This window comes from Photorhabdus sp. RM322S (assembly GCF_042879395.1).
GTDB classification, from domain to species: domain Bacteria; phylum Pseudomonadota; class Gammaproteobacteria; order Enterobacterales; family Enterobacteriaceae; genus Photorhabdus; species Photorhabdus khanii.
The window spans coordinates 18,837-39,238 of record NZ_JBHFKW010000021.1 but is presented as its reverse complement, the minus strand read 5'-3'; the positions used below and the strand labels follow the sequence as shown (position 1 = coordinate 39,238).

Annotated in this window: 18 protein-coding genes; 17 read left to right on the top strand and 1 reads right to left on the bottom strand. The window is 36.7% G+C overall.

The features are described 5' to 3' along the window. Positions 1-76: 76 nt before the first annotated feature. From ACGF63_RS13675 to ACGF63_RS13625, 11 genes are all read left to right on the top strand, one after another. Positions 77-523, top strand: coding sequence for an antitoxin Xre/MbcA/ParS toxin-binding domain-containing protein (locus ACGF63_RS13675; RefSeq protein ID WP_152963774.1), 447 nt, complete (start codon positions 77-79; stop codon positions 521-523). Between the two features lie 557 nt (positions 524-1,080). Next, positions 1,081-1,857 (top strand): SDR family NAD(P)-dependent oxidoreductase, encoded by a 777-nt coding sequence (locus tag ACGF63_RS13670; RefSeq protein ID WP_036844653.1) that lies wholly within the window; start codon positions 1,081-1,083, stop codon positions 1,855-1,857. 2 nt (positions 1,858-1,859) lie between these two features. Further along, positions 1,860-2,573: a 4'-phosphopantetheinyl transferase superfamily protein gene (locus ACGF63_RS13665; protein WP_152963773.1), complete on the top strand. Its 714-nt coding sequence runs from the start codon at positions 1,860-1,862 to the stop codon at positions 2,571-2,573. Continuing rightward, on the top strand, positions 2,566-3,393 hold the full coding sequence (locus ACGF63_RS13660; RefSeq protein ID WP_152963772.1) for a cyclase family protein: 828 nt from the start codon (positions 2,566-2,568) through the stop codon (positions 3,391-3,393). Before ACGF63_RS13665 ends, ACGF63_RS13660 begins: the two co-directional genes overlap by 8 nt. A 492-nt stretch (positions 3,394-3,885) precedes the next feature. Further along, positions 3,886-5,184 carry a beta-ketoacyl-[acyl-carrier-protein] synthase family protein gene (locus tag ACGF63_RS13655; protein ID WP_081738180.1) on the top strand — a complete coding sequence of 433 codons (1,299 nt, stop codon included), beginning with the start codon at positions 3,886-3,888 and terminating at the stop codon, positions 5,182-5,184. After that, positions 5,177-6,286: a beta-ketoacyl synthase N-terminal-like domain-containing protein gene (locus tag ACGF63_RS13650; RefSeq protein WP_036844644.1), complete on the top strand. Its 1,110-nt coding sequence runs from the start codon at positions 5,177-5,179 to the stop codon at positions 6,284-6,286. The genes ACGF63_RS13655 and ACGF63_RS13650 overlap by 8 nt, the downstream gene beginning before the upstream one ends. Before the next feature lie 33 nt (positions 6,287-6,319). Then, entirely contained in the window at positions 6,320-6,568 is a 249-nt protein-coding gene (locus tag ACGF63_RS13645; RefSeq protein WP_036844641.1) for an acyl carrier protein, read from the top strand. Positions 6,569-6,591: 23 nt separating this feature from the next. Then, positions 6,592-8,136 (top strand): fatty acid--CoA ligase family protein, encoded by a 1,545-nt coding sequence (locus ACGF63_RS13640; RefSeq protein ID WP_036844639.1) that lies wholly within the window; start codon positions 6,592-6,594, stop codon positions 8,134-8,136. Continuing rightward, entirely contained in the window at positions 8,136-9,578 is a 1,443-nt protein-coding gene (locus ACGF63_RS13635) for an SRPBCC family protein (protein ID WP_051477265.1), read from the top strand. Before ACGF63_RS13640 ends, ACGF63_RS13635 begins: the two co-directional genes overlap by 1 nt. 19 nt (positions 9,579-9,597) lie before the next feature. Then, a complete protein-coding gene (locus ACGF63_RS13630; RefSeq protein ID WP_387631434.1) occupies positions 9,598-10,749 on the top strand; it encodes an alpha/beta hydrolase family protein in 1,152 nt (383 codons plus the stop codon). 982 nt (positions 10,750-11,731) lie between these two features. Beyond that, positions 11,732-12,433 carry a YafY family protein gene (locus ACGF63_RS13625; protein ID WP_036844635.1) on the top strand — a complete coding sequence of 234 codons (702 nt, stop codon included), beginning with the start codon at positions 11,732-11,734 and terminating at the stop codon, positions 12,431-12,433. A gap of 532 nt (positions 12,434-12,965) precedes the next feature. Here the strand turns inward: ACGF63_RS13625 and ACGF63_RS13620 are convergent. Then, positions 12,966-13,310: a hypothetical protein gene (locus ACGF63_RS13620; RefSeq protein ID WP_036844633.1), complete on the bottom strand. Its 345-nt coding sequence runs from the start codon at positions 13,308-13,310 to the stop codon at positions 12,966-12,968. A gap of 547 nt (positions 13,311-13,857) precedes the next feature. On the opposite strand from ACGF63_RS13620, the gene ACGF63_RS13615 reads away from it, so the two are divergent. The 6 genes from ACGF63_RS13615 (at position 13,858) to ACGF63_RS13590 (ending at position 20,383) form a co-directional block, all read left to right on the top strand. Further along, the gene (locus tag ACGF63_RS13615; protein ID WP_387631431.1) at positions 13,858-14,244 is read left to right on the top strand and encodes a type II toxin-antitoxin system RelE/ParE family toxin; all 387 of its coding nucleotides are present in this window, start codon (positions 13,858-13,860) and stop codon (positions 14,242-14,244) included. Further along, positions 14,237-14,557 (top strand): DNA-binding transcriptional regulator, encoded by a 321-nt coding sequence (locus tag ACGF63_RS13610; RefSeq protein WP_152963770.1) that lies wholly within the window; start codon positions 14,237-14,239, stop codon positions 14,555-14,557. Before ACGF63_RS13615 ends, ACGF63_RS13610 begins: the two co-directional genes overlap by 8 nt. Before the next feature lie 518 nt (positions 14,558-15,075). Continuing rightward, complete coding sequence (locus ACGF63_RS13605; RefSeq protein WP_152963769.1) at positions 15,076-15,222, top strand: hypothetical protein; 147 nt, start codon at positions 15,076-15,078, stop codon at positions 15,220-15,222. Then, a complete protein-coding gene (locus ACGF63_RS13600) occupies positions 15,222-15,359 on the top strand; it encodes a hypothetical protein (RefSeq protein WP_152963768.1) in 138 nt (45 codons plus the stop codon). The genes ACGF63_RS13605 and ACGF63_RS13600 overlap by 1 nt, the downstream gene beginning before the upstream one ends. Positions 15,360-16,845: 1,486 nt before the next feature. Further along, complete coding sequence (locus ACGF63_RS13595) at positions 16,846-17,976, top strand: acyl-protein synthase (RefSeq protein ID WP_387631427.1); 1,131 nt, start codon at positions 16,846-16,848, stop codon at positions 17,974-17,976. Between the two features lies 1 nt (position 17,977). Continuing rightward, complete coding sequence (locus tag ACGF63_RS13590) at positions 17,978-20,383, top strand: acyl-CoA reductase (RefSeq protein WP_152963766.1); 2,406 nt, start codon at positions 17,978-17,980, stop codon at positions 20,381-20,383. Positions 20,384-20,402: the final 19 nt, after the last annotated feature.

Here is a 20,402-nt window from a genome sequence, read left to right as displayed (position 1 = left end):
CTCTGGTACTGATTAAGGTGGATATTATGGAAAATGAAGGCGTGATTACAGAAAGCTATGTTTTTACAGAGGTATTATGCGTACATATACACCATCACATAAACCGGTAAGCGATCAACTTTGGCGCATTGTTGGTTTTAATGCGAGCAGTGGGCCGAATTTTGTCGCTCAACTCAGAAAAGGGTTACCAACGTCTGTTATTGATGAAATTCATGTATGGTCTGGTTTTAAGAAATCTAACATCCTCAAGATGGCGGGAATTAGTACCAGAAATGTGTCTCGCCGAAAATCTGGGCCACAGACACTATCCCTAGATCAAAGCGAACGCATTGCACGCTTGGTTCGTGTGATTGATGCCGCAGTTGCCTTGTTTGAGGGTGATAAAGGTAAAGCAGTTAATTGGATGAGTAGGCCTGTTCGGGGTCTCGGCGGTGAAACACCAGAAAGTATGATTGATTCTGAAAGCGGTGCCTTGGAAGTGTTGGATCTTATTGGCCGACTAGAACATGGCGTTTTTTCATGATTGCGTATCGGATTATTAAGAAGAAATATAAGGCTTCAGCGTGGATAAGCTACGGAGCCCAGATGCACGGGGTCGTTGGAATTCCAAGAGAATAACCTATTTGTTAATCCGCAGCATCCTGGTTTTCGACCTTTCTTAAATAGTGTGATTATCACTGACCATTTATTTGATCCTCGATTAAATAACATTTCTAAGTAGTACCTCGCCTATTTTTTATAACCAATATTGATATGCCGGATATCGGTTTGCATCACCTGTTTTTTAGATTAAATGGTTATATTCCTATGAATATAAGTATTAATTAATAGTGAAACATAACTCTAAAAGACTACTTTATTAAAAAACATGATAGCTTTATATAGTGATATTATAAAATGCAATGATATTATAAGATGTTGTAAATATAACGTTAGCATATTATTGATCTAAATGAAATGTTGTGAATATTTTTTGTTAATGCTGACAGAAATTGTCACTAATCTATGAATAATACATGTAAGCGGTAGTCGTAGTTTCTGTAAATAAAAACAATACAAATAACGATAGGAATAATTCAGATGAAATATGCCTTTATTACTGGTGCGACAGGAGATATTGGTTTCGCAATTACAGAAAAACTCTCTGAGGATGGTTTTGAGCCAATATTATTATCACGCACTCCTGATCGTCTCGATAATGCAATTAGTAAGCTACGTAATAAATATGGTAATCAATTTGCAAAAAAAATAGTTTGTGATGTTTCTGATCATGAAGATGTCAGCAAAGCTTTTGATCAACTGGAGCTTGAAAATAATAAGCTGTCCGTACTAGTGAATTGTGCAGGTATTTCCGGTGGTGGAATTACCGCTGAAATAAGTCCTCAAACTTGGCAAAATGTAATAAACGTTAATTTAAATGGCACTTACTTTGTCATACATGAAGTTCTGACAAGAAAGCTAATGCTATCGGGTGGAAGAATTATCAATATTGCATCAACCGGCGGTAAGCAAGGTGTTATTTATGGTACGCCATATTCCGCCTCTAAACATGGTGTTGTCGGTCTTACCAAATCCTTGGGGCTTGAATTAGCGCGTAATGGTTCAGGCGTCACCGTTAATGCAGTTTGCCCTGGGTTTGTTGAAAGCGACATGGCCGTGCGTGTCAGAGAACATTACGCTAAGATTTGGGGTACTGATAAAGAAGAAACGAAAAGAAGAGTAGAAGAACGTGTTCCTATCGGAAGATATGTTGAACCTAATGAAGTTGCTGAAATGGTTTCTTATCTCGCATCTCCGCTCGCTGGGGCTGTAACCGCTCAGGCGCTTAATGTGTGTGGTGGATTAGGTAATTACTAATCATGGGAAATATCTCTTTATCATCTGATTTTTTTGATCTTTGGATTGTAAAAATCGATGATATTGATTTAGCGTCTATTGAGCAGTTAGTTTATGGTTATGATATTGCTCGCTATAATCAGATCTGTTTAGCGGATAGAAGAAAAAAGTTTATATTTAGAAGGGTTGCATTGCGTTATGTTTTAAATCAATATCTATCGGATTATGAAATAATAACGAATGATAACGGAAAACCTTATATATCCACGGAGAAAGACTTCATATACTATTTTTCACTGAGTGCCTCAGGAAACTATTGTGCTATTGGCCTTAGTTCAAGAGAGATGGGTGTTGATATTGAAGTCACTCCTTCTAAGATAAAAATCTCAGAAATTGTTGAGTATTTTATTAAGGATGAAAAACTGGAATATATGAAAGGTATCATGTTAAAACAATCATTAGGTGTCAGCCCCGGGTTTAAAAATTATTATTGTTTAATATCATTATATTATTGGGTTAGACTTGAAGCATATATTAAATTATTTGCTTCGACTTTGCATGAAGAGCTATTGGTTAATAGTGCTGTTTCTGTGAAAAATATGAGAGAACTGGAGGAAAGTACATTGCTAATTCATCATCAGGAATTTGTTTGTGCTTTGTCTCAAAAGAAGATAATTCCCACTCCGAATATTAAGAGAATAAATTACTCTGAAATTATAAGGAACAAAGATGGATAATATTATTGATTTAAGTGTTCCTATAGATAGTGATTTTTGGGAGCCTGAAAAAGTCACGAGGGAAATAGTCGATCATAAAGAAGGTGCCAATAAATTAGGTGAGAGTTATTTGTATTTCCATACCAGTTCATGGTGGAAAAGAGTCTTTATAAAACTCTTTAAACGCAAAAAGTGGATAATTGATCATCGTGATTTCCCTGATGATATGGGATTATCACTTATGTATTATCGACTGACAACTCATACCGGAACGCATATTGATGCACCTTATCACTATGGGTGGCGTAAAGGGCAAGAGCAGCCGGCAACAATTACCGATATTCCTTTAGATTGGTTTTATAGTTATGGTGTATTACTTGATTTTAGCCAAAATGATCAATTAATTGATAAACAGGCGATAGAAAACCAGTTAAAGAAAATCAATTATAAAATAAAAGAAAATGATATTGTTCTTATAAGTACTGGCGCTGATAAATTAGTAGGTTCAAAATCCTATTTTACTCACTATAGAGCTATTGAAAGCAGTGCTGTTCAATGGTTAGTAGAGCAAGGCGTAAAGATTATTGGAACAGATGCATTCAGTTTTGATCGGCCCTTTATAGCGATGATTAACGATTATAAAAAGACGGGGAATAAAGCTTGCTTATGGCCTTCTCATTTTATCGGACGGGATCATCCTTATTTGCAAATAGAACGACTCTGTAATTTAAACAGTATCCCTAAACCTTATGGATTTAAAGTGTGTTGTTTTCCAATAAAATTAGAGAAAGCGGATGCTTCATGGAGTCGGGTTGTTGCAATATTTGATAATAATGTATAACTGACTGATAAAACTGAATGCGTTGTGAGTATATTATAAAGAAGCGGAAAATAGATTATCTTTGCTGTGTTTTATTGTGATCAGCTATATCAGCTTTATTGTAATAAATTTGTCATCTCCTTTCTGGATGGTTTTTGAGGATAAATTTAGCGATTAAGAAAAAGGCTGGATTATTCTACATAAAGATCGAATGGAGTTAACTCAATTTGGTTTAATCTGGGGTATTCATGCCATTCTTGTATGTTTGGCAGATGGGAAGTCGGTGAGAGAAGCAAATTGATATGTAAGTTGGGCTTGGTGCTCATTTTCAAGAGTTTTGGTTAGGAGATAAAGAACAAATATATATATGACAAATATTAATTTAAAGCTAATCAAAGTAGTTTGAGATAACTACTTTCAGATAGGGATTTTCTTAAATAAAAATGGGTAAATTTTATGTGAATAAAACTTACCTGAATAAGTCTGTATTCTATTTCTATCGAGATAACTATTGTGATAATAAATAACAGAAATGAATCTCAAGCGCAGAGAGTGGTGGTGACAGGGTTAGGTGTTATTTCGCCTGCGGGTATTGGTGTTAATGAATTTTGGGACAATATTCATAACGGGAAATCGGGGATCAGTGAATATGAATGGGGAAGAAATAGATTCGGATTCAAAAGCGGAGCTATAGGAAAAGTTTGCGATACCGATGCTGATGTCGATAACAATAACAAAGAGTTTGTTTTGCAAAGTGAGCATAAATATCTGCAATTTGCTTTGGATGCGTCCGAGATGGCAATGCAAGATGCAAAGTTAATGTCTTCAGAAATTGACACTAAACGTTTTGGTGTTGCAATAGCAACCGCTATTGCTGATGCTGCTGGAATGGAAGAGTGTTTGCTCAGAATTACCAATGGAGGCAAAGAAGAGATCAGCCCTGATTTAATTCAACAAGAGGATTACGATAGCTTTGATTTCAGCTCTGCGGCAACCTCTGTGGCGAAAAAATATGGTGCATCCATGTCGGTGAGTAATATATCAACGGGATGTGCGGCAGGACTTGATGCTTTAGGTATTGCTCTTGAGCATATCCGTAATGGAAGAGCGGATGTCATGCTGGCTGGCGCAAGTGAAGCTCCGCTTTGTCCGCTGTCTATTGGCTCTTTTGAGGCCTTAGGGGCGTTGTCATCAAGAGAGTTGGAAAATCAGCAATCGGCAACTTGTCCTTTTTCTCTTGAACGTGATGGATTTGTTATTGCAGAAGGGTGTGGAATATTAGTTTTAGAGTCTTATGAACATGCAAAGAAGCGTGGAGCACATATCTATGCTGAATTAGTGGGGTATGCATCAGTCAATAATGCTTATCATATGACGGATTTGCCCGCTGATGGATTGGCAATGGCACGATGCATTGATATGGCATTGAAAGATGCCAAGGTTGCCCCATCAGCAGTAAATTATATTAGTGCACATGGAAGTTCTACGGCTCAAAATGATATTAATGAATCAAATGCAATTAAATTTATTTTGGGGGAAAAAGCATTTGATATTCCAATTAACTCATTAAAGTCAATGACAGGTCATGCTTTAGCTGCCGCTAATGCGATAGAATCTGTTGCATTATGCCTGGAAATAGAAAGGCAATATGTTCACCCAACAATTAATTATCAAACCCCGGATCCTGATTGCGATTTAGATTATATCCCTAATCAAGGTTGCGCATATCCCATTGACACCGCGTTAAAATTATCCAGTGGTTTTTCCGGTATTCACAGTGTTATTGTTATGAGGGCAGTTAACAATGCGTAGAAGAGTTGTTGTTACCGGTGTTGGTGCAATACATCCTGATGGCAAGGATGTTACATCCATCAAGTCAAATTTGATTCAGAAACTATTGGGTCAAAATTCAATAAATAATATGGACTCAAACCCTGTAATAAGGACATTGAGTGATCCCGATGAAAAAAAATATATCAATAATCGCTTAAAGCGCAAAATTGATGACTTTTCTATTTATGGCATCGTCGCCGTCGAGATGGCATTAAAAGAGAGTAAATTAGATTTAGACAAGATTGATCCTAATCGCGTCGGGATATATGTTGGAAATTGCTTTGGTGGATGGAAACATATTGAAGATGAAGTTAAAGCGCTCCATATTGAAGGAATTCAGGGAATGGGGCCTTATGTCGCTACGGCATGGTTTCCCGCTGCACTCCAGGGGCAATTATCACTTCTTTATGGTTTTAGTGCACAATCTAAAACGTTTTCTACATCGGATGTAGCGGGAATACAAGCAATAGGCTATGCGGCTGAAGCTATTTCTAATGGTGTCGCGGAAGTTATGTTATGTGGTGCGTCAGAACATCTTTCGAGCCCATTAGTTAAAAATTTACTGGAGCAGAGATCAACGCAGAGAAACTCTGAAATATTTGGCAAGAAATTACCCGAAAACTTCTCGGAAGGTGCTGCATTTATGGTTATAGAAGAAATGCAGCACGCTTTAGAACGTGGCGCTTCGATATTGTGTGAATTAACCGGCTTTATTGATTATTTTTCACCTGATAAAAATACAAGAAGTGACACCTTGGAATATACTGCTGAACTATTCAGCCATAATGAGAATTCTGCATTTATTATGGACGGAATATATGATGACGAAAAGGAAATGACGAGTAAAGTATTTTTAGATAAAGATATAAAAACATCTTTTTTAAATCTGAGACCTTATTTAAATAATCAATTTTCGGTCAGTGGTGTGATTGATTCAGTCCTGGCTTCATCATTCTTGTCAGAAAATAATGGAGAACAGCAGCCTATTACAATAAATGAACTTTCAAATACTAATCAAATAGTCATTCAGCGTCTCAGTAACAAAGGTCATGTATGTGCGTTGAGTTTTTCAGCTATTTAATCTCTAAAATATTTAAATATTCGGGTGAAATATATGAGTAACAATACAGAAGTAAAAATAAAAACTATTTTATCATCTTTTGTTAATATTAATTTTGATGATTTCAATATGGATGCAGATCTTGCTCAAGCTTATGATATGGATTCCACGGAATTAGCTGATTTAGCAAAAGAAATTGGGAAAGAATTTGGTATTTCTGTGACCAAAAGTCAATTCGGTAATTGGGAAACAGGAAGAGCTGTTCTTGATTTCGTCTCAGCAAATTTAAGTGATAAAAATTAACTGTTGATCAAAGGGAAGCAGAAATGAAACTAATTTCTATGTTGTTACATTCAGAACGTGATAATTTAAATGATGATTGTATTATCACTAAGGATTCTCATTATACAAGAAAAGAGGTAATACTTTCTGTTTCCCATTTAATTGATGATTTACGAAATAGAGGAATTCATAAAGATAATAAAGTTATCGTTATATTTGAACATGATGAATTAGGCATTTTCTTCTTGGCTGCGGCCAGTGCTATGGGATTGCATTTGTTAATGCCTTATAATTTATCATCAGCGACAATTGATGAATGGATCAATTTTACCAATGAAGTCCAATACGATTTTGTCGTTTATCTTAAAAAAGATAAACATTTTGTCGAAAAATTAAAAGAAAATGGCATTAATGTTATTGATGTTTCAGATCATGAGATCAGCGCTAATGATCTAGAAGAAACCCCAGTTATTACCTATTCACCACAATCTATTGCTAACTTTATTGTGCTTTTCACGAGTGGGAGTACTGGCAAACCGAAAGCAATTAGCATTTCAGAATCCTTAGTATGCCAGCGAATTTGCACAGTAACAGAAAAATTAAAGTTTACTCAGGATGCTAAAATATTCATGTCAGGTTTATTGAATAATACTACCGGCGTGATTTTCTCTTTCGGTGCATTATTACATCAGTCAATACTTTTTATACCAGAAGACAGGAATATAGAGAAATGGCCTGCTTATATTTCCCGCAATAAAATTACGCATATTATGTTACGCCCAGAGTCGATGAAATTATTTGTTAAATCGGCAGAAGAACATGATATCGATCTAACTTGCTTACACATTGTTGCTTATGGGGCTGCGGCTATGCCGCCTAGTGTCCTTGAGAAAGGACGTAAATTAATAGGTTGTGAATGGATGCAGGGATACGGATTAAGTGAAACTTATGGTCCGTTCTGCTGGGTGGATGAGCAAGATCATCGTGATAAAAGATATCTCGACTCAGTTTATTGTGTTGGGAAGATTGATAATACATTGGAAGTTGCTATTAAACCCATAACCGGTTCATCTGATAATATTGGAGAAATTATACTAAGAGGTAAAAGTATAATGGAAGGGTATTATGATGTGATTTCTGGGAAAGTTACTCCTCCTGATGAGTGGTTTGCTACCGGTGATCTAGGTTATATCGATGACGATGATTATTTAATTTTAAAGGGACGTAAGCAAAATACATTTATGAGTGCTAACGGACATAGGATTTACCCTGAAGAAGTTGAATCTATTTTATCAAGAGTACCCGATGTGAATGTTGCTACTGTTGTTGGTTTTTCTTTCCATGAAAATGGTGTGGCTATTAACCAACCTGTTGCTTGCATGAGTGGAGATATATCGAAGAAATCATTACCTGAAATTGAAAATATTCTTTCATCATTTCTGAGTGCTAAATTAAGTCAGGAAAAATGGCCTGATTGGTTCTATGTTACTGGTGAGTCTTTTCCGAAAAGCCATAATGATAAGATACTAAAATCAGCGTTAATTAAGTCAATCGATCCTAAAAAATTATTTAAATTGAGGAATCAATAATGAATTATTCAGAAGCACATTCAATCATCTGTAATACACAAACAGAAAAGGTATATCAAGTTATTGTTAATTCTGAAAAGTGGCCAGAAATATTTGAGCCTTGTCAGGAAGTGAAGGTTATCTTTAGAGATAAAGACAGTGAAAAAATAGAAGTTAAGGCATTAATTAACGGTGTCCTCATGCAGTGGGTATCAGAGCGTAAATTTCATGCAGAAACATTCAGTATAAAATCAAAACTGACCAAGCCAATGACATTCGTCAAAGAAATGGAAACGTCATGGCGGGTTATTAAGATCAATTCTCAACAATGTATGCTTATGTTAGAGCATGATTATGATATTGAGCCAGAAATAACAGGATTAGTTGATGGTGTTGAAACAACGCAGCAGGCTCATGAGTTTATTAGTAAAGGAATTGATATTAATTCAGTTAAAGAACTTAATAATATAAAGAATATTGTAGAAGCAAATGAATGGTCGGGGAAAAAATTAAACGGAAATCTGACTCATTCAATGATATGTGAGATGCCGGCAAAGGATGTATATACTTTGGTTAAAGATGTCTCTTATTGGCCAGATATTTTCTCATTTTGTGAAGGGGCTGAAGTATTAAATAAAACAGATGATTCAGAACTTGTTGAAATTAAAGCAAGACAAAATAATAAAACAGTAAGCTGGCAAACACAACGATATTATTCTGATTCTATTTATAGAATTGATTATATCCTGCCTAAACCTATGCCATTATTAAAGGCAATGAGTGGGAGATGGCAAGTTATTCCTATTAATGATCAACGTTGTCTTCTGACAGTACAAAGGAATTGGTCTTTATTAGATGATGTAGGTGGTATTATTGATGATGTTGATAATCATGATCAGGCTAATTTCTTTATTATCTCATTTATTGATGACAATACTCAAATGGAGATGGATAGTATAAAGAATAAGGTAGAAAGTAATAAAAAATCAGATTTGTTAACTTTTACAACAGGATATTATATTCCTCATCAAGTTGATGATGTTTACGATATCTTTTTAAATATCAACGATTGGAGTCAGATATTACCTCATTGTGATTCAGTGAAAATAATCTACAATGATGATAGGCACCAAGAGTTTAATATGGAAGTGTCAACGCCAAATGGAAATGAGACTTTCCGTAGCATACGATTCTGCGATAGAGATAGTTTATCGATTGAATATTTTCAACCAGAGCCTCCATTAGTATTAAAATCTCATAGCGGTTCATGGCGTATATTTATCAGCGGAAGTGGTTCGTTCGTTGTTTCTAATCATAGTGTTGAGTTAGATCATAATTCATGTGCAATTAAGTTTGGTACAGAAGATAAATTAAGACAACAAGAAATAGTGAAGAATGCTATTTCAGAAAATAGTAAGAAAATGGTTTTTGCCTGTAAAGAGTGGTTAGACGCTCGTATTTAGTAAATTAAAGGAAGATACAATGAATAATAAGAATAAACCCAATAGAATTTCGGCAGCACTTTTTTCTACTTGTGGTTATTTTATGCCAAGACTGTTTTTCCTAAATTCTCAATATGCGCCTCAGGTTCATTGGGGAGATGTGGTGGAGGCATTGAGTCATTTTCAGGAGGAAAACTTAGATTTATCATCTGAAGAGTTCTGGCATGAGTGGATGATTAATTGGTCAAAAGTGGGTGATAATTATATCAGCATCGCTAATTCTGCCAAAAATGAAGTCAGTTACGTTCGTGCTCTGAAGAGTGCTGCTGCTTGTTATCATTGGGCTGAATTTATGTATTTCAGTGATAAAGGCAGGAAGATCCAGCTCAGAGAATATATTCGTTCATGTTTTTTATCCGGTATAAAATACAGTGATTTGCTGGTTGAGCATCAGTATATTATTGTTGATAAATTTCATATGCCGTTCTTCCTTATATTTCCTAAAGGATATAAAGAAGAAGAGAATAATCCTTTGCCTTGTGTTATTTTATCCAATGGATTGGATTCAATGACTGAAATTGAAATATTATCTTTGGCAGAATGTTTCTTGGAAAAAGGTATGGCGGTAGCTATATTTGATGGACCAGGGCAAGGAGTAAACCTTGGAAAATCGCCATTGTCTATTGATATGGAATTATATGTTACCTCTATACTTAAATTATTAGAGGATGATGCTAGAATTAATAGTAGCCTTCTCTGTTTCTTAGGCATTAGTTTCGGAGGTTATTTTGCTTTACGCCTTGCGCAAAAAATTGGCGACAAATTTTGCTGTATAGTTAATTTATCTGGTGGGCCTGAAATAGCAAATTTCGACAAATTACCCAGAAGACTTAAAGCGGATTTTCAGTTTGCCTTTATGCAAGATAATAATATGCAGTCTCTTTTTGATGAAATAAAATTAGACGTATCTTTAACTTGCAAAACAAAGGTTTTTACTGTTCATGGAGCATTGGATGATATATTTTCTATTGATAAAGTTAGAGAATTAGACCACTTGTGGGGCGATGATCATAAATTATTATGTTATGAATCAGAAGCTCATGTTTGTTTAAATAAAATAAACGAATATATGATACAAGTTTTGGATTGGGTTAATGAACAATTCAAGCTAAATAGCGCTAAGAAAAATTAAATTATTTTACACTTAACACCTATTTTAGTTGGTGTAATTTTTGCAGAGCGTTCTTATAAATGAATAGTGAACACGGACAGTGCGTAAGATCCGCATCGTACATATATATATGAGGATGACTCGTTTTTATTGCCCTTTGGGCTGCTGCACTGAAATGAGTACAAAAGTTAGCGCTTTCGCTTAAGCACTGTCTTGGTTCGCTGTTTATTATAGAGAGTGGCAGATAAAATTTAAATTAAATATACCTAATAGATTTCGAGTTGCAGCGCGGCGGCAAGTGAACGAATCCCCAGGAGCATAGATAACTCTGTGACTGGGGTGAGTGAAAGCAGCCAACAAAGCAGCAACTTGAAAGATGAAAGGTATAAATACTAATTACCTTATCTAAATAATGTTTATTTTTCTAATGGACATGAAGGTAAAACTTATTTTGGCTATTTCTTTTAGTTTCATTGCTCCTTTACTGTAAGTCATAAAATAAAATCATCTTCATAAACATTACGAAGCGAAATGTTCGAATAATAAGATCATATTTCTTCTGCTTACATATTGACTGGCAGCATAAAACTTGACTTTAACATTTAAGTTTTCTTATATTGTCAATACATAGTAAGTTTACTTATGAAAGCTAATTTTATTTTTTTTATTGATTAGTGCTATATATATTTTAAATGTTTACTCTATGATTCGATGTTCGACACTTATCTCTACCGCGTTTCAGTTTAATGTATCGAGCATTCATTCTTGACTGGGTAGAGTCGTTATGAAAGGCGTAAATAGTATTTTCGTTAATTCAGGTAATTGAAGTATATATTAAATATAGGATTTCCAGTTGATAGTTTTATAACGAAGTCTTGGCATTGTTCCATTAATCAATGAGTAAGAGTAAATAGTTCTATTGGGTAGTTGGTGAGTAACTCAATATTATTTATTTAATAAAGATTTTCCTATTTGATTTTTTATTAAGATGAGGAGTACGGAAATGTCAAGAACTGAAAGACTCATGGCATTATTGCAATACTTAAGGCAAAGAAGATATCCTGTCAGCGGTAAGTTACTGGCTGGCGATTTAAATGTAAGTTTGCGAACTCTTTATCGAGATATTGCTTTGCTAAATAGTCAGGGAGCGAATATAGAGGGTGAGCCAGGTTTAGGTTATACATTAAGACCGGGTTTTATGTTACCTCCTTTAATGTTTACAATGGATGAAATTGATGCTTTAGTTTTAGGTAACAAATGGGTTATCGAGCAAAATGATGTTGTTTTGGCTAAATCTGCTCATAGTTTTATATCTAAGATCGCGGCAGTACTTCCCGAAGAGCAACGTGCTCAACTATATTGTTCGCCAATGTTTGTAAAAACAGAAGGTTGTAGTAAAATTACTGATAATAACTCGATGTTATCTGATATTAGGAAAGCGATATATCATAAAGAAAAGATAGTGATAACTTTCTTTGATTTAAATAATGCACGTACAGTGAAAACTGCCTGTCCATTGTCGATTTTTTTCAATAACGAATTTTTTTTAGTTTCTTGGTGTGAATTTAGTCATGAATTTATCAAGTTACAAGTAGAAAAAATAGAGAAATTAGAAGTGTTACCAGAAAAATATATACAAGATCGAATATTATTGTTAAAAAAATGGGGCGAGAAAGAAGGATTATCTGAGCGTTATTTATCTTGATAAATGATTATTATTAAACAATTTATATGGATATTTATCTAATGCAAGAGTGAGAGCTATTTTTATTGAGTATTTAGTTGCAAACATATATTTGTGGCTTTAGTTGGCTCTGATGATTATCTAAATTTTTTGCTTTCATTTAAACTGTAGGCTTAAAAATTTTAGTTTTTTTGTCGGATTTACCGAAAGTTGATTTTGTTTGCTTAAGTCCAGAAGCAAGAACGATTCTTGGGAAAAGCAAGCCCTGGAGCGCCGATTGTGAATGTCAGGATAAATCACGATTTGGTAATCTGGGGCAATTGATGAAAGAGTATTCCCTTGAAATTATGATTTAATATCAGGTTTATTAAATAAATATGAGGCGTTAACGTAGGTGAATTATATACCGGAATACCTGGTTATCATATTTTAAGCTGGTTCAATAAAAATTATAGTTTTTATTGAACCAGCTTTATTTTATATCTTAAGGCAGAGACTAAAATTTGTATTTTCCACTAAATTATTTTTATATAAATAATTTAGTGGAAGAAAGCTACCATTTCCATGTGTCTGGGCTGCTTCCAGAAGGTAATACACCAATTCCATAATCGCTAATGACAACGGTAACATATGTATCATTGTCATAACAATCTAATTGATATCTCCTTCCTTTTTCAGTCCATCGCCAATAATCTGTTTTCCCGCTTTCAGGATAGAATTCTTGAAGAAGTGAAGCTGTTGCGGGATATAATCCATTGACATTTATGGCACTCGTATTTGTAGAGTTACTCCAAAACACATCACCTGTTAAAATTTTATTGGTTAGATTAACGACGAAGAAGGAATGTCTATTGACGCCAAGCATTTTACCTTTTTCTTTTTTCTCAATTTCTTTCATCTTAGGCTCCTGAACTAATAGATAAAGCTACTGATAATCATAGAAATAACCATAGTTTCTCTGGAACTTCTATTTTTACTGCTATAAATTCAATAGTCATGACGATAGTTACAGTTAAAATAGATACAAAGTAAATATATTTTTATACTTCATTATTTTAATTTGGATAAGTTTCTCTTAAAGAATTTATTCGCCACGACATTTTATGAATGTTCTGGGTAATTTATTGTTTATAATTTAATTATATTTATAAGCACGGAGAGAAAATTATATATTTTTATAGTAGCGCAAAAATACGGAATGTAAAGTATATCGTCATTATGTTTTACCTGAATGCTACAGGAAATCGAGCTGGTGATTTTTGGGCTAGCGGACTGAAATTACCGGTGAGAACCTGAAAAATACTATTTCTGATGAAAATTGGTTTGTGAAAGTCTGGATGGATGTAGTCTCACCTACTGCTAACGAAACGTAACTGGATGTATTTTATATAGTAATATTTACTATGGTAAATATTACTATATAAAACTTTGTTCGGCTTACGGAAATGAGAATTTTTGCCACAGATGATTTTTCGGTTTTCATGGAAGATAATTTATTGACTAATAAAGATATTTGTCAATCTGCCAGAGAAATAATAGGGGGATTGGTAGACGCTAATCTTGGCGGTAATCTTTTTAAAAAAAGAATCGCTTTTGGGAGAGTAGGGAAAAGTGGTAGCGCTCGTTCTGTTGTTGCATTCAGGTATCATGATAAAATGATTTCTATTGGCGGTTGGCTTAAAAAAAATGTAGCAAAATTGGGAAAAGAAATTCCCGATAACTTGTTGAAAATGTATAAGTTGCTAGCCAAAGACCTTCTTAATATCAGTGATAAAAATATTGAAGATAACTTATTGTATGGTTTATTAATAGAGGTAATATGTGATGAATGATAACCGACTTATTAAAATGCAGAAAATGGCTGAACGTTTTCATAAATCTGGTACAGTATCGAACATAACCATGCGAGAAATTAACTCACTGGTTAAAGAAAATAAAGATTACTCTTCTCCTGATGTAATGACTGGTGATCGTATAAAAAAAATTCGTAAACATTACAATATAAGTCAAGGAGCACTAGCTATTGCTATTAATATGTCTGCAAATAGCGTTCAGAAATGGGAGAGAGATGAAATACACCCTACTGGTGCAGCATTAAAGCTGCTCATGATCATTGAAAAAAAAGGAATTGAAGTATTAATGTGAATTTTGATTTTGGTGCTGGTGAACTAGAGCCAGCCGCCATAAATACTTTGGCCCGAAATTGGTATGTTTTAGTTTATTTCTTTGGTGGACTATGTCTCATATGTTTATAATGTGATGTCTAAAATATCTCAGAATATAATCACATCAAATGCATGCATCAGTTATATCATATAGTATCCGATATTTATTATCTGCCACCGGAAATCGGGTATCATACGCTTGATAAATGTTCCCGTTCAGAAGGCAATATGAACTTGCAAAATAGGCTTTTTGCGTTCCTAAACCAGCAGATAAATTGCATTAATATACGTTGGTATAATAAATTTATGATAACATATTGATTTAAATTAATAATAAAACCAATCCACCTTAAATTGAAGAAAATTTTTTGTGATATAATTCACAATTTTTATTCTAATAATGCACATAAGTGATCATATTAAGCTAAAAATAATATTGATTTCGCAACGAAAATATTACGTAATCATATTACATTGTTAACATGAGAGGACATCTAAATGGGTTGGTATTGGTATACCAATATCATGTATTACTTGATACCAGAGGCGGATCGGATGGCAATGGATAAATTTATTTTCGATCGGCTTAATAATCAGGATAAATTTATCACTAAAAAGGAGTTAATTTACATGGGCGCATCATAATGAATATATTAATAAACGAATATAAGAAAAGAATGGATGATGCAAGATTAAGTGATCCTGATGGACAGGGGTTTTTTACGATGATGAGAAAAAAATATGGCATTGTTATTCGTATGATATTTGCTCCTGTATTTTGAACTCAGATTATGTAACAAAAAAAGGTTGAGGATTCCTCTGGAGATATTTCCTGAAGCAGATAAAGGTAAGGTTTCCAGATTCGTTTTTTTTCTTAATGATTCGCTTGTTTTTAATAATGAAGAATCTAAGGATTTAGTGAATTTTGTTCATGAAAAATTTAAGGGGATGAACTTTGAAACAATGGCTGACGATCTTCTATCTCCGCTAAAAGCGTGTGATACTATTACTGAAAAGCATTTGAGAGAGATGAATAATTTTAATTTGTGTGTAATTAATATTGTATTATTGTGGTGTAAGATTATTTTTATATTTTTCATTTCTTTGTTTATAAAGCAATGAAATTATTACATGGGATAATGTAAGTTAATGGTCATACTTATATTATGAAGTAGATCTTAATTAATTTTCCATGGTTATTTTTCCTATATTGATAGTATAGGATTGTAATTCTGGGTTAAATTGTAAAATAAAGTTATAAATATTGATAATGTTTAAAGTACAGGTATTATATTTCGTGTTTTTTTAATATTTAAACATAAAAAACTTTTTGTTTTTTTATTGAAATATGAATATATATGGTATAACTTATTAGCAATTCTTATTTGGCCGTTATTGGAATATTTTATTTCTTGTTTAGGAGATATAATTGTTGATAGAGAAATCTTAACGTGAAAAATTAATAAAGTAAGGAAAGTATTTAATAATAATAGCAGATTTCTATCGTGTGTATAGGAATATGTTTTTTGTTTTGATTTTTTTAATGGGTTTGATATGTTTTTTAAAAAATTTGATTGGTATTAGTCATATCAGAAATTACTTTTTTCTAAGTGTTTACATATCGATAATACAGATTCTGAATCTGTGTTTCTTATCATGCTGTAAGTAATTCGGCGTATCTTTCATTGCTGGATAGAAATAGACTATATGATACTGTACTCGAAATAGCTTAATCGTTAAAGACAAAAAATCTATTCTATTGAATTCAATAGTGATATTTATAGTAGAGATATTCTCCTTATTGGTGATATTTACTAGATAAATAACTTTATTGATGATTACCTTAACTGCTAATGATGTGTGAATATCATGGGGATTGCAGATGTTTGCTTGTTTATTAAATGTTAAATATTGTTCATAAATTCGTATGTTATAGGTTAGTTTTTAACTGTTTTTTGGGCGATTAACGTATAAGTAATTATGATTAGATTCGATGATAAGGTTATTAAATATAAGTTCGTTATTACATTGGCCTTTGTTAAATCATCGTTGTTATATTTTGCTATTTTCTTTTCGAGGAATTAACAAATTTAAATATTAATTTCCCAAAATGGTGACTTGTTTTCATTTGGTTAAGTCGTTGTATTCAACATATCGTTATTTTTTCTGCGGCGGGATATTCAGGTTTTGACTTGCCGAATGATGAAGCAACTACTTATTATTTTAAGGGAGTAAATTCCCTGCTTTCTTTATTTCTGGAGATGACTTTTGACTTCTCTTGCTTATGTTGACGCCCTTTGCGCGCTTGATCATCCTTATCGTGCCGATAGTGCTTGCGATCAATTGTTTGACGCGGCCATGTGCGAGCTGACGCGGTACCATTGTGAACACACCCCCGGTTATCACCAGTGGTTGAAGGCTAACGGCCTGAATGATCAAAAACTGGAAACACTGAGCGATTGGTCGCGCTTGCCGCCCATTTTCGCTAATTATTTTAAACATCAGTTGCTGCTCAGTACCACCGGCCAGGATGCGCTGGAATTGACCTCATCCGGGACAACAGGTCAGAAAAGCCGTATGCGTTACGATACACGCAGTATACAGGCGGCCCAGAATATGGTTGAGCGCATTTTCGAGTATTACGGCTGGAATACGCCGCAACAGCTCTGTAACTATTTGCTGTTGAGCTATGAACCCGCCGGAGCGATTACTCTGGGAACCGCCTATACCGATCAGTATCTGTGTAAATATGCGCCAGTGAATCAAGTCTGTTATGCACTGCGTCACAATGGAAAAGGTAATGAGTTTGATCCGTTTGGTGTGATCCGATCCTTGCAGGAGTTTGCTATGCAAGGGTTGCCGGTGCGTATGCTGGGTTTTCCGGCATTCCTGTGGTTCGCACTGGAACGGATGCAGGAAATGGGCCTGCCGCCGATACAGTTACATCCTGAGTCACTGGTATTTTTAGGGGGTGGCTGGAAAACACATGCCGATAAAGCTATTCCAAGATCGTTGTTGTACCAGCGTTTGGGTGAACAACTGGGGATTCCTGACGAGCGTTGCCGGGATGGTTACGGTTCGGTTGAACATCCGGTGCCTTATGTTGAGTGTCGGCATCACCATTTTCATGTGCCAACTTATGCCCGTGCCTATATTCGTGATACGGCTAATATGGCGGTTCAACCCTATGGTAAGCCCGGTTTTCTGCATCTGACATCGCCTTATATCACCTCTAGCCCGGCACACAGTATCGTGGTGAGCGATTTGGCAGTGCTGCATTCAGCTGCTGAATGTGGTTGTGGGTTGGCTACCGACTGGTTTGAGTTGCTGGGTCGTGCCGGTACAAGTAAAAGCCGCAGCTGTGCGATTGCGGCCTCTGAGTTGATAAAGGAGTCCTGAAATGTATTTAGTTAATGGCAAGATGATATCTGACTTGGAGCCCGCCGCTGTATTGGCCGAACTTAAAAGCAACCTTGCGGATACGCTGGCTTGCCCCCCAAGTGTGCAACAGGTATTGGACTGTGCCGGGCGCTTTGCCGACAGCCTCGATACTGTCGCTTCTGAACTTGCACTGGATACAGCGACAATCGCAGCTTTACGCAGCTTTTGTCGTCGTGATTTGCTGGAGGCAAAGTTACGGCACGAGTTGGGCGAACAACCCTTTTCCCTGCGTCGTTTTGACTATACACAGCCTCGTTTTGAAACCTGGCAACCTCTGGGGCTGGTAGTGCATATCACACCGGCTAATGCTCCGTTGCTGCCATTTATGGCTGTGCTGGAGAGTTTGCTGGTAGGTAATGTTAACTGGCTACGCCCCAGTAGCAGCGATCACGGCCTCAATGCACAGTTATTGGCGGAATTCCTGCGCCATGACCTGAGTGGCAAGTTGGTTCCTTATGTCTCCGTATTACCTTTACCGTCTGATCAACTGTCAACGTTGCTGGAGTGTGCTGATGCTGTGTCAGCCTGGGGGAGTAATACCGCATTGACCGCTATCCGTAGCCAATTGCGGCCCGGTTGCCGCTGGATCGATTGGGGACACCGTATCAGCTTTGCCTATCTGGATCCCCAGTCTGCCGACCATGCTGATTACGACGCGTTGGCTGATGATGTTTGCCGGTTTGATCAACAAGCTTGTTCCAGCCCACAGTGTTTGTTGGTAGACAGCACGGATGAGAACGTGTTGCGGGAGGTGGCGAGTGCCGTGGCTGCTGCGTTGGTACGACGGGCACCGGTATGGCCGGCTTTGCAGCCTGACATACAGGAAGCGGCTGAAATCAGCAGCCAGATGGCATTTTTGCAGTTAGATCACACTTTTGCTGGTCTGACGGGTGTGGTAGAAGAGGGCGATGGGTGGCGGGTAGCTTGGGTGCAACGTCAGGAGCTGGTGCCATCGCCATTGTACCGTACCCTGCAAATTCGCCCGGCACCGCGTGCGCAACTGGTGGAAATTTTGTTGCCGTGGCGGCCCTATTTGCAAAGTTGTGCTTTGATAGCCGAAACAAATGAACTGCCGATGTTGAGCCGCCAGTTGCTGACCGCGGGTGTCAGTCGGGTATGTCAGGCTGGAGCGATGCACGACGGCTATGAAGGTGAGCCACATGATGGTGTTTATGCATTGACCCGGCTTGCACGGCGTGTCTCAGTCAGCTTGAAAGCTGAACAATTACCGGGCCATGTCACACTGGATAAATTGGCGGTCAATCCTCCAGAACTGGCCGGGGTTCCAGTGATGGATAAAGAAAAGTTTCAGCAAAATGGGGTGACGTCGAAAGCACAGCTGTTTTTCCGCAGCGGTGGCAGTAGCGGTACGCCGAAACTGGCGGGGTTCAGTCACAGAGATTATCACAGTCAGATGCAGGCAGCAGCGGATGGTCTGTTTTCCGCCGGTTTAGATCCAGCGCAGGACCGGGTAATGAATCTGCTGTATGGCGGCAACTTGTATGGTGGTCTGCTGAGTTTTTTCACTATTCTGGATAAATTATCCGTGCCGCATTACCCGATGGGAGGCCCGATAAACGATGATTTTAGCCAAATCAGGCATTTTATTGTTACTCAGGGGGTCAATACGCTGGTAGGGATGCCAAGCACTATGTATCAGCTGTTTGAACGTGAAGAAGCGGCGTTACGTGCCTATGGTGGCGTGCGTAAAATTTTTGCTGGTGGCGAGCATATTAGTGAAGAGCGTCGTCAGTTTTTATCCAGTTTTGGTATTCAGGTGATCCGCTCGGCAGTTTATGGCTCCGTTGATGCCGGTCCATTGGGCCATGCTTGTGCCTGTTGCCACGATGGGGAATTCCATCTGTTATCTGATATTCAGTGGCTGGAAATATTGGCTCTGGATAGTGATCAGCCGATCCAGCCCGGCGAGACCGGTCGGTTAGTGTTCACGCCTTTGGCGCGGGAAGGGCAGGTAATTCAACGCTACGATTTGGGCGATTTGGGCCATTGGTTACCCGGTCTTTGTGCCTGCGGGTTGCCGGCACCGCGCTTTAAATTGGTAGGTCGTCATGGGGGGTTGATACGGGTAGGGTCTATTTTTGTGAATCCAACAGAATTGTCAGCCAGTCTGGCGTTTCCGGTGCAGTGGCTGATAGGGAATCACGCTGGTGGTGGCGAATACATCCATGTGTTAGCGGATGGTGATGTTAACCAAGTACGTGGGCATCTTATGCAACATAGAATGCTGAATCAGGTTGTCAGTGGTGGAATGCTTCAACTGGAAATTATCCCTACGCCAGCCGGACAGTTTCGCCGTCACCCGCAAAGTGGCAAAACGCCGCTGGTGCTGGATAGTCGAGCCTGAGACCCATAATATTACTTTT

Bases quoted from the DNA above. Each gene is read 5' to 3' on its own strand.
- ACGF63_RS13675 (WP_152963774.1), top strand. From the start codon at position 77: ATGCGTACATATACACCATCACATAAACCGGTAAGCGATCAACTTTGG.
- ACGF63_RS13670 (WP_036844653.1), top strand. From the start codon at position 1,081: ATGAAATATGCCTTTATTACTGGTGCGACAGGAGATATTGGTTTCGCA.
- ACGF63_RS13665 (WP_152963773.1), top strand. From the start codon at position 1,860: ATGGGAAATATCTCTTTATCATCTGATTTTTTTGATCTTTGGATTGTA.
- ACGF63_RS13660 (WP_152963772.1), top strand. From the start codon at position 2,566: ATGGATAATATTATTGATTTAAGTGTTCCTATAGATAGTGATTTTTGG.
- ACGF63_RS13650 (WP_036844644.1), top strand. From the start codon at position 5,177: ATGCGTAGAAGAGTTGTTGTTACCGGTGTTGGTGCAATACATCCTGAT.
- ACGF63_RS13645 (WP_036844641.1), top strand. From the start codon at position 6,320: ATGAGTAACAATACAGAAGTAAAAATAAAAACTATTTTATCATCTTTT.
- ACGF63_RS13640 (WP_036844639.1), top strand. From the start codon at position 6,592: ATGAAACTAATTTCTATGTTGTTACATTCAGAACGTGATAATTTAAAT.
- ACGF63_RS13635 (WP_051477265.1), top strand. From the start codon at position 8,136: ATGAATTATTCAGAAGCACATTCAATCATCTGTAATACACAAACAGAA.
- ACGF63_RS13630 (WP_387631434.1), top strand. From the start codon at position 9,598: ATGAATAATAAGAATAAACCCAATAGAATTTCGGCAGCACTTTTTTCT.
- ACGF63_RS13625 (WP_036844635.1), top strand. From the start codon at position 11,732: ATGTCAAGAACTGAAAGACTCATGGCATTATTGCAATACTTAAGGCAA.
- ACGF63_RS13620 (WP_036844633.1), bottom strand. From the start codon at position 13,310: ATGAAAGAAATTGAGAAAAAAGAAAAAGGTAAAATGCTTGGCGTCAAT.
- ACGF63_RS13615 (WP_387631431.1), top strand. From the start codon at position 13,858: ATGAGAATTTTTGCCACAGATGATTTTTCGGTTTTCATGGAAGATAAT.
- ACGF63_RS13610 (WP_152963770.1), top strand. From the start codon at position 14,237: ATGAATGATAACCGACTTATTAAAATGCAGAAAATGGCTGAACGTTTT.
- ACGF63_RS13605 (WP_152963769.1), top strand. From the start codon at position 15,076: ATGGGTTGGTATTGGTATACCAATATCATGTATTACTTGATACCAGAG.
- ACGF63_RS13600 (WP_152963768.1), top strand. From the start codon at position 15,222: ATGAATATATTAATAAACGAATATAAGAAAAGAATGGATGATGCAAGA.
- ACGF63_RS13590 (WP_152963766.1), top strand. From the start codon at position 17,978: ATGTATTTAGTTAATGGCAAGATGATATCTGACTTGGAGCCCGCCGCT.